This window comes from Chryseolinea lacunae (assembly GCF_016735595.1).
Lineage (GTDB): Bacteria > Bacteroidota > Bacteroidia > Cytophagales > Cyclobacteriaceae > Chryseolinea > Chryseolinea lacunae.
This window is the reverse complement of sequence record NZ_JAERRB010000011.1, coordinates 126,755-139,410: the sequence shown is the minus strand read 5'-3', so window position 1 is coordinate 139,410 and position 12,656 is coordinate 126,755. Positions and strand designations below refer to the sequence as shown.

13 protein-coding genes are annotated in these 12,656 nt (G+C 52.7%); 5 read left to right on the top strand and 8 right to left on the bottom strand.

Annotation, left to right across the window (positions count from 1 at the left end; translation table 11 throughout):
- Positions 1-20: 20 nt before the first annotated feature.
- Entirely contained in the window at positions 21-1,145 is a 1,125-nt protein-coding gene (locus JI741_RS25010) for a TIGR03364 family FAD-dependent oxidoreductase (protein ID WP_202014179.1), read from the bottom strand.
- A 248-nt stretch (positions 1,146-1,393) separates the two neighbouring features.
- Between JI741_RS25010 and JI741_RS25005 the strand changes: the two genes are divergently transcribed.
- From JI741_RS25005 to JI741_RS24995, 3 genes are all read left to right on the top strand, one after another.
- Positions 1,394-2,212, top strand: coding sequence for a helix-turn-helix domain-containing protein (locus JI741_RS25005; RefSeq protein WP_202014177.1), 819 nt, complete (start codon positions 1,394-1,396; stop codon positions 2,210-2,212).
- Positions 2,213-2,351: 139 nt separating this feature from the next.
- On the top strand, positions 2,352-3,188 hold the full coding sequence (locus tag JI741_RS25000; RefSeq protein WP_202014175.1) for a histidinol-phosphatase: 837 nt from the start codon (positions 2,352-2,354) through the stop codon (positions 3,186-3,188).
- Positions 3,172-4,497 (top strand): DUF5690 family protein, encoded by a 1,326-nt coding sequence (locus JI741_RS24995; RefSeq protein WP_202014174.1) that lies wholly within the window; start codon positions 3,172-3,174, stop codon positions 4,495-4,497. Before JI741_RS25000 ends, JI741_RS24995 begins: the two co-directional genes overlap by 17 nt.
- On the opposite strand, the gene JI741_RS24990 is transcribed toward JI741_RS24995, so the two are convergent.
- Together JI741_RS24990 and JI741_RS24985 are read right to left on the bottom strand one after the other, a co-directional pair.
- Positions 4,466-5,050: a hypothetical protein gene (locus tag JI741_RS24990; protein ID WP_202014173.1), complete on the bottom strand. Its 585-nt coding sequence runs from the start codon at positions 5,048-5,050 to the stop codon at positions 4,466-4,468. The genes JI741_RS24995 and JI741_RS24990 overlap by 32 nt on opposite strands.
- A gap of 62 nt (positions 5,051-5,112) precedes the next feature.
- On the bottom strand, positions 5,113-5,793 hold the full coding sequence (locus JI741_RS24985) for an HAD family hydrolase (RefSeq protein ID WP_202014172.1): 681 nt from the start codon (positions 5,791-5,793) through the stop codon (positions 5,113-5,115).
- A gap of 154 nt (positions 5,794-5,947) precedes the next feature.
- Between JI741_RS24985 and JI741_RS24980 the strand changes: the two genes are divergently transcribed.
- On the top strand, positions 5,948-6,520 hold the full coding sequence (locus tag JI741_RS24980) for an HD domain-containing protein (RefSeq protein ID WP_202014171.1): 573 nt from the start codon (positions 5,948-5,950) through the stop codon (positions 6,518-6,520).
- A gap of 369 nt (positions 6,521-6,889) precedes the next feature.
- On the opposite strand, the gene uxaC is transcribed toward JI741_RS24980, so the two are convergent.
- The 5 genes from uxaC to JI741_RS24955 all read right to left on the bottom strand — a co-directional run bounded on the left by uxaC (position 6,890) and on the right by JI741_RS24955 (position 11,289).
- The gene (gene uxaC / locus JI741_RS24975; protein ID WP_202014170.1) at positions 6,890-8,302 is read right to left on the bottom strand and encodes a glucuronate isomerase; all 1,413 of its coding nucleotides are present in this window, start codon (positions 8,300-8,302) and stop codon (positions 6,890-6,892) included.
- An 11-nt stretch (positions 8,303-8,313) separates the two neighbouring features.
- Positions 8,314-9,492 (bottom strand): mannonate dehydratase, encoded by a 1,179-nt coding sequence (gene uxuA, locus JI741_RS24970; RefSeq protein ID WP_202014169.1) that lies wholly within the window; start codon positions 9,490-9,492, stop codon positions 8,314-8,316.
- A gap of 42 nt (positions 9,493-9,534) precedes the next feature.
- On the bottom strand, positions 9,535-10,350 hold the full coding sequence (locus tag JI741_RS24965; RefSeq protein ID WP_202014168.1) for an SDR family oxidoreductase: 816 nt from the start codon (positions 10,348-10,350) through the stop codon (positions 9,535-9,537).
- 114 nt (positions 10,351-10,464) lie between these two features.
- The gene (locus JI741_RS24960) at positions 10,465-10,698 is read right to left on the bottom strand and encodes a hypothetical protein (protein ID WP_202014167.1); all 234 of its coding nucleotides are present in this window, start codon (positions 10,696-10,698) and stop codon (positions 10,465-10,467) included.
- Positions 10,699-10,773: 75 nt separating this feature from the next.
- Positions 10,774-11,289, bottom strand: a complete 516-nt coding sequence (locus JI741_RS24955) for an RNA polymerase sigma-70 factor (protein WP_202014166.1) — start codon at positions 11,287-11,289, stop codon at positions 10,774-10,776.
- A gap of 256 nt (positions 11,290-11,545) precedes the next feature.
- Here JI741_RS24955 and JI741_RS24950 point away from each other — a divergent pair, with 256 nt between their 5' ends.
- Positions 11,546-12,571, top strand: a complete 1,026-nt coding sequence (locus tag JI741_RS24950; RefSeq protein ID WP_202014165.1) for a LacI family DNA-binding transcriptional regulator — start codon at positions 11,546-11,548, stop codon at positions 12,569-12,571.
- Positions 12,572-12,656 lie beyond the last annotated feature (85 nt).

Sequence of the window (12,656 nt, the reverse complement as noted above, 5' to 3'; positions counted from 1 at the left end):
CATTTTAAGATTCTGTGCCCTTACAGGGCTTCTATATTTTTTTCGGCCAATCCAAAACTCAAGGTCATGCCTGCGCCGCCCATGCCTGTGACGATGGTAACGCCCGGCTCGGGATGCACGGTGAGGTTGATGTTGCCTTGCACTTTGGGATACACGCCGTGCCAGCGCTCGGTGATGCGCAGGTCGCCCAGTTCGGCAAACGAACGGAGGTAGTTCAGGATGATGTCGTTCACCTCTTCGCTGTCGAAGGGTTCCACGGTGCGGCTGTAGTGGTGCGAGTCGCCGATGATGAGTTCGCCTGCTGCGTTCTGCGCCAGCAACACGTGCACGCCGTGGTTTTTATACGCTTCCGATTCCCGGTCGTAGCGCGCGTCGACTTTAGACAACGACGGACATTTTCCAAAGGCGGCGTAGTGACGAAGCGTTAAGCCTGCGCACAGTGTCGGCCCGAGGTCAACCGGTTTTGCCGTGACGGCTTTCATCATGTGCAGTTTGCATTTCGACACGGGGTGCTGATCAAACACTTCGGGGTAGAGCGTTTCGAAATCGGCGCCGCTGCACACAAACACTTTCGACACGTTCCAGGTTTCGCGTGCTGTCTTCACGCGGGGAAGGGCGATCTCGGTCACCACGTGACCGAACTTCAATATCAGCCCGTATTTTTCCTGTAGCCACAGGGGGATGCGGCGAATGGCTTCGCGCGGATTCACCGTGCCTTCGGTGGCGCTCCACAAGGCACCACGCAGTCCCTGCTGCTTCACCACGGCCGACTTCTCTTTCACCTGTGCGGGTGTCAGCAACGCACACTGAAAGGGTGAGGCGGCATAGCGCTCCATAAATTCCTGCAACACGTCCCACTCGTCGTCGTGATAGACCACGTGCAGCGAGCCGTTGGGTTTCATCCAGAAGCCTGCCTCGCGGGCCACTTCCTGCCAGTGTTGCCTGGCGCGCAGCGCATAGTCGAGGCCCACGCTGGGTTCCTGCCCGATGGGCCACGACAATCCGAAATTTCTAACGGAGGCGCCAACGGCAAACTGGTCGCGCTCGAACATCACAACCCGGTGTCCTTTTTTGAGTGCCATGTAGGCGTGGGCCAGTCCAACGATGCCGGCGCCAACGATGGCGATGTCTGCTGTATTATCCATGATGTGTTGTTCTGTAATTTTCCCTGATGTATCTGTCTGACAAAAATGCAAGTTTAAACTGAATTGTGGTGGTGTTCATGCAAAGGGTTTTATCGTTTCATTAAGATTATCAAAGCTTACTGAAAAGAAAATTTGATGGATTTTGTTCACAGCCCAAGGAGTTCTATCCGTCTTTACTTAAATTAACTATTCTAAAACCACCACGCCATGACATAGTAAAATAGTATAACACGTTAACACCTCTATCTATGTGGATGATAAAACCCTCTCTTCCTCCACCATCACTAGCATCTGTCATTCAATATTATTGGATTGGCCATGTGCCCCATGGTGAAACTATTCCCACTGTTTTCCTGCCCTCTACGGGCTGCAGTTCAATGCTGATCTCTTTTGGAAAAAAGCATCTGAAGCTGCGGACCTTTGGCGAACGTATTGTGCAAACGCACAAGGTTGTTGTGATGGGCCAGTACTACAACAATCTCGAAGTCATCATTCCCGACGACCTCGACATTATTGGCATACTGTTCCGGCCCACCGCATTGAACCGATTCTGCGGATTCAACATGGACACGCTCACACACAACATCCTGCCCGGCGAAGATGTGTTTGGCAACAGCGTGCTTCAACTTTCCGACCGCATCGCCGAGGCCGACGCGGAGGCTCGCAGGCTTCGGTTGGTCGACGACTACTTTCTGAAGTTGTTCAAACACCCCAACAACGTTGGGCCATTGGTGCAGGAAGCGCTTCACTACATCGCGGCAAAAAAAGGAAACGTACAGGTGTCGGCGCTGGCCGACTACTTCCATGTATCGGGTCGCTTGCTGGAGAAGCGTTTTCGCGAACAGGTGGGCATATCGCCCAAGTACATGAGCAAGGTTGTTAAGTTCAACACCATGCTGGGCATTCTCAAAAGTCGTCCGAACATCCGGTGGGCGGAGCTGGCTTACCTGGCAGGCTATTACGACCAGTCGCACATGATCAGCGCGTTTATTGAATTCACCGGGAGGACGCCGGTGCAGTATGAGGGGAACGACAATGAGATGACTGAATTTTATCTGAACGCGTAGCGTGTGTTACCGGAACAAGAATTTATTCGCCGCCTGTCCGCGTCAGGTGGGAACGACGGCGAATAAATTTTGAAAGCCGCGCGAAATACTCTAAACTGGAGGTTGAAACCGAAACCTGTCAACCGCCATGTGGTCGAACGTGCACACTCATAGTAATTTCTGCGATGGCAAAGGCCCTCTTTCCGACTATGTAGCACGCGCGCAGGCGTTGAACATGACGAGCCTTGGCTTCTCATCGCACGCGCCCGTTCCATTCGACTGCAAGTGGTGTATGAAAGCCGAACGTCTCGACGAATACATTGCCGCCGTGAAATCGCTGGCGCAAAATTCTGCAGGGCTGGAAATTTACCGCGGGCTGGAAGTTGATTTCATTCCCGGCATGATCGGCCCCAAAGACTTTGCATCAAAACTCGACTACACCGTGGGGTCCGTTCACTTTGTGGACGCCTTGCCCGACGGCACGCCTTGGGAAATTGATGGGCTTCACACCTTGTTCCTGGAAGGCTACGAAAAAATATTTCAGTCCAACATCCGCGACGTTATTTCGCGCTACTATGAACTGACGCGCGCGATGGTGGAAACGTCCTGCCCTACCGTGGTGGGCCACATCGACAAAATCAAAATACAGAATGTGGACGGCAAGTTTTTTGACGAACACGATGCGTGGTATCAGGACCAGATCAACCAAACCCTGCGCACCATCCAAAAAAGTGGCGCCATTGTGGAAGTGAACACGCGTGGGCTCTATCAGAAAAAGTCGACCACACCCTACCCCAGCCCCTGGGTGCTACAACGGCTACACGAAGAAAACATCCCCATCACGCTCAACAGCGACGCCCATCACCCCGACGATCTGACAAACCAATTCCCCGAAACGGCGGCGTTGCTGTCGTCCATCGGATTCAAAACCATAATGGTGCTGCACGAAGGCACCTGGAAACCTTTTTCATTCAACACACATGGCCTCCACCCTTGAATCACCCATCACCCGATGGCTGAAGCAAACCCATAGCTTTTGGTTTGCACTCTATGCCACGCTGATGGCCTTTTGTCTCTACACGTGTGTGTATGCTTTTCGCAAAACATTTTCCGTCGCCACATTCGAAGGCATGAGCTTTGGGCCGTTGAGCTACAAAAGCTGGCTTGTCATCTTTCAGGTGATTGGCTATGCCTGTTCGAAATTTGCCGGCATCAAAATCATTTCTGAACTGAAAGCATCGTCGCGCGCCAAAGGCATTCTCATGATGGTGGCCGTGGCCGGTGTGTCGTGGTTGTTTTTTGCGTTGACACCCGCTCCCTACAACATCATTTTTCTGTTCACCAACGGTTTCCCGCTGGGCTTTGTGTGGGGCATGGTGTTTGGCTATCTCGAAGGCCGGCGGTTCACCGAAGTGCTGGGCGCCGGGTTGTCGGTGAGCTTTATCTTCTCGGCAGGTTTTGCCAAATCGGTTGGCGGTTTCATTATGCGCGACTGGGGCGTTTCGGAAATGTGGATGCCGTTTGCAACGTGCTGTGTGTTTCTGGGCCCCCTGCTGGTGTTTCTCTATTTTCTTGACAAGCTTCCACCACCTACTGAAGAAGACGAGATCCTGCGCACCAAGCGCTTGCCCATGGATGCCACCGAACGCAAAACTTTTGTGCGCACATTTCTTCCCGGCATTGTATTGTTCACCCTGAGCTATATGATGCTCACCACCTTCCGCGACCTGCGCGATAATTTCTCGGCCGAAGTGTGGAAGACGTTGGGCTATGGCAACTCGCCCGAAATTTTCACCACTACCGAGATTCCCGTTTCCATTGCCGTGCTGATGGTGATGGGCGCCACCATGCTTATCAAAAACAATAAACTTGCGTTGATGGTGAACCACCTCATCATCTTCTTTGGCATGGTGCTCATTGGCGTGAGCACGTTTTTATATCAGCAGGAGCTTGTATCACCCACAGGCTGGATGATTCTTATCGGGCTGGGTTTGTATCTGGGCTATGTTCCCTTCAACAGCATTTTCTTCGACCGTCTGCTGGCCGCGTTCAAATATGTGGGCACCGTGGGCTTTGTTATCTATGTGGCCGATTCGTTTGGTTATCTCGGAAGCCTTGGCGTGGTGCTGTTCAAAGAGTTTGGGTTTGCTAAAGTGAGCTGGCTAGACTTCTTCATTTCGTCGGGCTATTTCATTTCGGTTGCCGGCAGTGCGCTCATTGGCGGGTCCATGTTCTATTTCCATTGGAAACACCGGCAGTGGCAGGCAGGCCAAATCAAAACGACGCCATCGACTGTTCTACCCTGATGCCCTGGTTATAGAATTCCAGAATGCGAATGGCATCGGCGCTGCGGGTTGTGCTGAGCTTGTTGGAGGTGATGAAGAAAACAATTTTGTCGCCCGAGGTTTCCACCAGCGTGGGATATACTTTCTGGTTGAACTTGTGCAACGAAATTAAATTGTCGTGAAAGACAATGAAGTAGTCGAAGTCCAACGCGTCTGAATTGGCGTGGGCAACGCTTTCCTTCTGGCGGCGCAAAACGCCGATGTCTCCGTTCAAAACAACTTCAAAGAAGCGTGAGAGCTTCACGGTTTCGCTTCCCTCCTGCCACGTCACAAACTTCCGGTTGATGTTGGCTTCCGTATCGTAGTAATAAAAGGATTTCACTTTGTGTGCCGGCAGCACCCTGCATCCGTCGCCGTGCTGAAGCAATATCAGATCGTGCGACACCTCCACCGAAAGTTTGCCGGTGAGCACTTCGCCTGTGGCAAGCACCACGGCACCATCGTGCCAAACGGGTGGGCTAGCGGCCGCAGTTTGAACGTTGAGCCAGAGTAAACAAATGAATAGTCGTTTCACTTCATGTCACATTCGCGTAACATGAATATAACAATTCAGTAATGCCGGATCAATCTTTCACCCTAAAATATATCGAGCAACTCGGCCACATTCTCTACGAGGTGTGTATGTTTTTCTTTCAGAAGTTGTTGTCTTGTGAATGCGCCGGTGGTGACGCCGATCACCCATCCACATCCTGCGGCTATGCCTTCCTGCATGTCGGAAGCAGTGTCGCCTACTTTTGCTACGTGCGCCGCGGCCATCACACCGGTGAGTTCCATGGCTTTGAACACCAGGTCGGGATAGGGTCTGCCACGGGGCACTTCGTCGCTGGTGACGCTGGCATCGATGAGGCCGCGTTCGTTCCATCCCAGTCTTGCCAGCAGCGCATTTGTTATTTTCCGGTCAAAGCCTGTGTCGACGGCAACTTTGAGTTTACGCTCCTTCAACTTTTTGAATGTTTCGCTCACGCCGGGTTTCTCGCCCACCGACGCATCCGTTTCATAGAACCGGATCATGCCCTCTACAAAGATTTCGTGAATGCGATCGATCCACGCGTCGCTGATGCTCAACGGACCTGCATAACGTTTCTCCAGCAGCTGGCGGATGGCCACGGGTTTGGGAATGCCCATCACGTCGTTGGCATCGTCGATTGAAATTTCAACGCCTTCGGCGGCGAGGGCTTGCTGCAACACGCGGTGCACATCTTTATTATCTTTCACGGTTGTTCCCGCGAGATCGAATACGACAAGTTCTATGGCCATGGTTTTCTAAAAGTTTGGTTCCAAGTTACCGGGGTTTTGCGAAAGCACCCCTGCAAATCAAATGAATCTTAGTTTACCATTTGATTATTTGAAAAAAATAATCCCCTCGTAATACAATCCTTTTTACCTTCGTTTCTCAAAATCTCCTTACATCATGAGCAGCACCTCCATTGACACCATCGTTGACGAAGTTTTGGGTCTCTACGAAAAATTTGGCAACGCCGACTACATCGGCGAACCCGTGTCGCAGCTGGAACACATGTCGCAGTCGGCACAACTGGCCATCCAGGAAGGCTATGACGACCAGGTGGTGCTGGCCGCTTTCTTTCACGACATCGGGCACATTTGTGTGATGAACAACGAAGAAAACAACATGGGCGGCTACGGTGTGAAAAGCCACGAAAAAATTGGCGCCGACTACCTGCGCGCAAAAGGGTTTCCCGAAGCCGTGGCACAAATGGTGGAGAGCCACGTGCAAGCGAAGCGCTACCTCACGTTTAAATATCCGGAGTATTATAATGCGCTTAGCGAGGCCAGCAAAAAAACTCTGGAGTATCAGGGTGGCCCCATGCACGAAGATGAAGCGCTTGTGTTTGAGTCGCATCCCTTGTTTCCCACCTTCATTCGCCTGCGTCAGTGGGATGAATTGGCTAAGGAAACCGAAGTTCCTATTGTGGACTTTGAAGAGATCAGGAATCGGGCGCGGAAGGTGTTGAGCCATTCCTGAATTGCGTTCTGTTGTCGTTGAAAATCTTTTGTTTTATGGAATAGCACGTCGCCGGCGTGGTCTTCCGCCAGTTGGCGGAGACTATGTGGGTTGGGATGTGCATGCTCCTGGCGACTGTCGGGTATCGCCTGATGAAGGGTGGACTTCGTGTGCCAATATAATTCAGTAGATCGAGGTGATTTGTGCTGTGGCACGATGGTGCGGAGATGTTATTTAAATCGCCGGGTGGAACCCGGCGATTTTGCAGAGGCCCGGTTCAGAAATTGGAATGTTGTTTTGCCTTTGATACTATGCGGATTTTAACGCACACGCTTTCAGATAAAATCACAGTCCTCGTAAATATGCGGGGACTGTGATTTTTGTTTTGTATTAGAAATTGAAGTATTGTTTTGCATTGCCGTAGCTGATGTCGCTGATGAGACGGCTGAGGTGGCGCATGTCGTCGGGGAGTTCGCCTTTTTCGACGTCGTTGCCAACGAGGTTGCAGAGGATGCGGCGGAAGTATTCGTGGCGCGGGAACGACAGGAAGCTGCGCGAGTCGGTAACCATGCCTACAAAGCGCGACAGCAGGCCCATGTTGGAGAGGGTGTTCATTTGTCGCTCCATGCCGTCTTTCTGGTCGAGGAACCACCAGCCGCTGCCAAACTGCATTTTGCCGGGCACGGTGCCGTCGTTGAAGTTGCCCGTCATGGTGGCGAACAGTTCGTTGTCGGCGGGGTTGAGGTTGTAGAGGATGGTTTTGGCCAGCTGGTTGGTGTTGTCGAGGTGATCGAAGAAACGTGTCATCGGTTTTCCCTGAGCATATTCGCCAATGGAATCGAAGCCCGTGTCGGGACCCAGTTCACGGAGCATGCGCGAGTTGTTGTTGCGCATGGCGCCCAGGTGAAATTGCTGTACCCAGCCTTTGCTGTGGTAGATCTTGCCTAGGTTCACCAACACAGCGCTCTTGAACAGCAGCACTTCGTTTGCATCGAGTGTTTTGCCCGACATCACTTTGGTGAACAATGCTGGTGCTTCCTGCTCTCCCCTTTCGTGGAAATACAAATGCTCCAGGCCATGATCCGACACACGACATCCCAGCTGATGGAAATAGTCGACGCGGTTCTTCAACGCCTGCAATAAGTCGTCGAAGTTCACGATGCTTGTGCCGGCGGCGACGGCGAGTTGTTCGATGTATTTTTTATACGCCACGGCATTCTCTACCCCAAACGATTTGTCGGGACGGAACGTGGGGAACATGCGGAAGCCTGCGCGTTGTGAGGCAAACTGGCGGTGATATTCCAGCGAGTCAATGGGATCGTCGGTGGTGCACAGCACCTCCACGTTCATTTTTGTCAGCAGGCTTTGCACGGAATAGTCTTCCTGTTGTAGCAGGGCTGTGCAGGTTTCATAGATCTCGTGGGCCGACGATTCGTCGAGCAGGGTGGTGATGCCGAAATAGTTTTTCAGCTCCAGGTGTGTCCAGTGAAACAGGGGATTGCGCAGGGTGTAGGGAACGGTCTCAGCCCATTTCATAAATTTTTCGAAGGGTGCGGCGTTGCCGGTGCAATAGCGTTCGGCCACGCCGTTGGTGCGCATGCCGCGCCATTTGTAGTGGTCGCCCTCCAGCCAGATTTCGGTGAGGTTGTTGAACCGGCGGTTCTCGGCAATGTCTTTTGGCGAGAGGTGGTTATGATAGTCGATGATGGGCTTGGTGGCGGCGTGTTGTTCGTAGAGATAGCGCGCCACGTCGGTTTCCAGAAGGAAGTCGTCGCCGAGGAAAGTCTTGGATGTTTTTATCATACCCTGATGGTTCAATGTTCGTTCAGCATGCGTTGTATGCCCGTTTCGAGTCCTCTCAATTCGGCCAAGCCCCGCAGACGGCCTATGGCAGAATAGCCGGGGTTTGTTTTCTTTTTCAGATCGTCGAGCATCTGATGACCGTGGTCGGGCCGGAATGGGATGGCCTTTTCACGTTTGTGTTGCTCACGCACCAGTTCCTGCATCACAGCAAACATGTCGGTGTCGCCTTCGAGGTGGTTGGCTTCATAGAAGTTTCCATCGGCGTCGCGCGTGGTGTTGCGCAGGTGGATGAAGTTTATGCGCGAGGCAAAACGCCGCACCATGGCGGGCAGGTTGTTGTCGGGGCGCACGCCAAACGAGCCTGTGCAAAAACATAGGCCGTTGCTGGGTGCATCGTAGGCGGCCAGCAGTTGCTCCACATCTTTTTCGGTGCTCACCACGCGGGGCAAGCCGAAGATGGGAAACGGAGGGTCGTCGGGGTGTATGGTGAGCTTCACGCCGGCCTTCTCGGCTACCGGGGCCACGGCCGCGATAAATTCGTAGAGGTGCTTGCGCAGCTCGGCGTCGCCTATGGTGGCGTATTCGTTCAAGGCGTTTTGAAATTCTTCGAGCGTGTAGCCTTCTTCGGCTCCGGGCAGTCCGGCCAGCACGTTTTTTTGCAGCGACACCAGCTCGGTTTGCCAGGCATTTTCCATGTAGGCGCTGGCTTTGGCAACTTGGGTGGTGGTGTATTCGGCCTCCGCTCCCGGGCGCTTCAGCACAAACATGTCGAAGGCGGCAAAGGCGTTGGCGTCGAAGCGCAGGGCTTTCGATCCATCGGCCACTTCATAGGCCAGGTCGGTGCGGGTCCAGTCGAGCACGGGCATAAAGTTGTAGCACACGGTGTATACGCCGCAGGTGGCGAGGTTCCGTATGCTTTGCTTATAGCTTTCAATGTAGCGTTGATAGCCCGGCTTTTGTTTTTTGATGTCTTCGTGCACGGGCACGCTTTCTACCACCGACCACACCAGTCCTGCAGCTTCAATCAATTTTTTGCGGGCATGGATTTCTTCGATGGGCCATGCTTCGCCGTTTGGAATGTGGTGCAGGGCGGTGACGATGCCCGTGGCGCCGGCTTGCCGGATGTCGGCGAGGCTCACGGGATCGCTGGGTCCAAACCAACGCCAGGTTTGTTCGAGAGTACGGTTCATGTTCTGGGCTTTCTCAACAGTTTCTTATCGTCGTCACTTTTCCTACACGCCACAGAACACGGTGAATCCGCCGTCTACCGGAACCGTTACGCCGGTCACAAATTTGGACGCATCCGAGCATAGCCAGATGAGGGTTCCTATCAATTCTTCGGGTTGGCCAAACCGCGCAAACGGTGTTTGACGGATGGCCGCTTCACCACGGGCGGTATAGCTGCCGTCGGGGTTTGTTAACAGGTTACGGTTTTGTTCGGTGAGGAAAAAGCCGGGAGCAATGGCGTTGACACGAATGCCTTCGCCGAATTTCTTGGCCATCTCCACGGCCAGCCAATGTGTGAAGTTGTCTACAGCCGCTTTTGCTGCCGAGTAGCCTACCACACGTGTGATGGGACGGTACGACGCCATGGAAGCGATGTTGATGATGACGCCCTTCTTTTGTTTTGCCATTTCTTCGGCAAAGATCTGTGTGGGCAACACGGTGCCGTCGAGGTTGAGGGCCACCACTTGCTTGAAGGCGTCCATTTTGAGGTCGAAGAAATTCTGATCGGGCGCGATCACGGCGCCGGCCATGTTTCCTCCGGCGGCGTTCACCAGGATGTCGAGTGAGCCGTAGGTTGACAGGATGGTTTCTTTTGCTTTCAGCAGATGGTCGGCGTTCAGCACGTCGGCTTCCACAAAGATGGCTTCTTGTCCTTTGCTGCGGATGGCTTTCACCACTTCGTCGCCGGCTTCCTTGCGGCGGCCAATAATTACCGTGCGTGCGCCGGCGTCGGCCAATCCTTTTGCCATGGCGCCTCCCAGCACACCCGTGCCTCCGGTCATCACAGCTGTCTTTCCTTTCACATCAAAAAGTCCTGTCATAAAAAAGTTATTGAAGTATGGATTTGAATGATTTTCGTTCGGGTAAAGATAGAACAGAAATACTTGTCTGAAACCAAAGGGTTACAAAGTGCCGGCTGCACTTCTTCTATGGCGTCACAACAGATCCTCGTCCTTGAAACGTTGTGTTAATCTGGCAAAGGCGCGGTCGGCATCAAACGGTGGCTCCGGATCTACGGGGTTTACGTTTTGATCCATCCGTTTCAATTCCGATTTCAATTCAGGGTGGCGTGTCACCAGGTCGTCCAGTTCCACCAAGTCGGTTTCGCTCGCTTCCGATTTCAGATAGCGGGCAATTAAAGACCAGTCTCCCGTGGTGAGTCCTTTCATGGTGTGTTCAACTCCAATTGAAAAGACGAATTTGGGAGACGATACCCTGAATTACAATGGGGGGTTATGTGAATTTTACAGGGGCGGCAAAGCGCTGCGCAGGTGTTTGAGGGCGCGGCCCATTTGGGTTTCCACTGTTTTAACGCTCAGGTTGAGCTGGGCGGCTATCTCTCTGTACTTGAGGCCTTCTTCGCGGCTCAGGGTAAAAATGAGGCGGCATTGCTTGGGAAGCCTTGCCATGGACTGTTCGAGGGTGGTGTTCAGTTCTTCCAGCACCAGCAGGTCCTGACTGTCGGTGACGCCGGCGGGCACATCCGATGCTTCTTCGAGGTCGCACCAGGCTGTATTCTTGATTTTACGTAAGTGGTCATATCCTTTGTTCCGGACCGATGCAAACAGATAGGCTTTTGGTGAAGCGATGACGAGGCGGCTCCGGTTTTTCCAAATGTTGTAGAAGACATCGCTCACCAACTCTTCGGCCACCTCACGAGCCTTCACGAACTTCATGCAGAACTGACACAACGGAGAATACATTTTTTTGAAGAGCAATTGAAACGCCGTGTAGTCGTCGTGTTGGATGATGCGGCTCATCAACGTGTCGGTATCGGAATTCAGGTTGAGCGAAATTCCCGGGAATGACCCATAATTCCCGCGTGATTCCGAAGAAGTAAAGTTGTTTGCAGGTAGAGGTTGAATCATAACGAAATCGATTGATTGCTCTAATTTTGACATTTTTATCAGGAAACAATCACGATTCGATTAGTTTTTTCATAATATTTTCACGGGACCGTTCCCGGGAACGGTATCAAGTATTATCTTTATTCCCGGCTCCCCGATCCCAAATTCCATGGATAAAAAAACCGTCACCATCAAAGACATTGCCCGCATGCTGGGCATTTCAAAGTCAACCGTGTCGCGCGCCCTCAGCGGGCGCTCCGACATTCATCCCGAGACCAAGCAGAAAATCATGGCCCTGGCCAGCGAGCTTCACTACGAACCCAACGCCCTGGCCATAAACCTGAAGCAACAAAAGACCAACACCATCGGCGTGATCATTCCCGAAACCATGAACCGTTTCTTTGCCCACGCCGTGGGCGGCATCCAGAAGGTGTCTGACATGGCCGGTGTGAATGTGATGATCTGCCAATCGAACGAATCGTATATCTCCGAGAAAAACAACCTCCACTCCCTGGTGTCGAGCCGCGTGGACGGCCTCATCGTTTCCATTTCGCGCGAGACCGACCGCACCGATCACTTCAAGCCCATCATCGACCGCGGCATTCCCATGGTGTTCTTCGATCGCATCTGTCAGGACATCGACGCCTCGCAGGTGTATACCGACAACTATGAGATTGCTTTTGAGGGAACGGAACATCTCATTCTGCAAGGCTATCGGCGCATTGCCTTTGTGGCGGGACCACAGCATTTATTCAACAGCCGAAACCGGCTTCAGGGTTATGTGGATGCGCTGAAGAAACACAACCTTCCCGTCAGAGAATCTTATATCGTGCATTCGCACTATCGCAGCGACAAAGTGGAAGAGTATACGCGCTACCTCATGCAACTGCCACAACGCCCCGACGCCGTGTTTGCCATCAACGATTATGCCGCCATCGAGATGATGCACATCATGAAAAAGAGCGGCCTGAAAATTCCAGACGACATTGCGTTTCTCGGCTTCAACAACGAGAGCATGTGTCGTTTTGTGGAGCCACCGCTCAGCAGCATCGATCATCCGGCACACGACATGGGCGCCGCCGCCGCCGAAATTCTGATCACACAAATCCGCCATCAGAACCTGAAGCCCGAAAACCGGATCATCAAAAGCAAACTGGTGATTCGCGAATCGACCGGCGCGAAGCAGGTGCTTTAAGAAATAGAAGACACTGACTTTCTTATGTGGATGAAAACAAAGAAGCCCCGACGTGTCGGGGCTTCTTCCTTCCAAAACTAAATCC

Bases quoted from the DNA above. Each gene is read 5' to 3' on its own strand.
- JI741_RS25010 (WP_202014179.1), bottom strand. From the start codon at position 1,145: ATGGATAATACAGCAGACATCGCCATCGTTGGCGCCGGCATCGTTGGA.
- JI741_RS25005 (WP_202014177.1), top strand. From the start codon at position 1,394: ATGTGGATGATAAAACCCTCTCTTCCTCCACCATCACTAGCATCTGTC.
- JI741_RS24995 (WP_202014174.1), top strand. From the start codon at position 3,172: ATGGCCTCCACCCTTGAATCACCCATCACCCGATGGCTGAAGCAAACC.
- JI741_RS24985 (WP_202014172.1), bottom strand. From the start codon at position 5,793: ATGGCCATAGAACTTGTCGTATTCGATCTCGCGGGAACAACCGTGAAA.
- JI741_RS24980 (WP_202014171.1), top strand. From the start codon at position 5,948: ATGAGCAGCACCTCCATTGACACCATCGTTGACGAAGTTTTGGGTCTC.
- uxaC (WP_202014170.1), bottom strand. From the start codon at position 8,302: ATGATAAAAACATCCAAGACTTTCCTCGGCGACGACTTCCTTCTGGAA.
- uxuA (WP_202014169.1), bottom strand. From the start codon at position 9,492: ATGAACCGTACTCTCGAACAAACCTGGCGTTGGTTTGGACCCAGCGAT.
- JI741_RS24965 (WP_202014168.1), bottom strand. From the start codon at position 10,350: ATGACAGGACTTTTTGATGTGAAAGGAAAGACAGCTGTGATGACCGGA.
- JI741_RS24960 (WP_202014167.1), bottom strand. From the start codon at position 10,698: ATGAAAGGACTCACCACGGGAGACTGGTCTTTAATTGCCCGCTATCTG.
- JI741_RS24955 (WP_202014166.1), bottom strand. From the start codon at position 11,289: ATGAGCCGCATCATCCAACACGACGACTACACGGCGTTTCAATTGCTC.
- JI741_RS24950 (WP_202014165.1), top strand. From the start codon at position 11,546: ATGGATAAAAAAACCGTCACCATCAAAGACATTGCCCGCATGCTGGGC.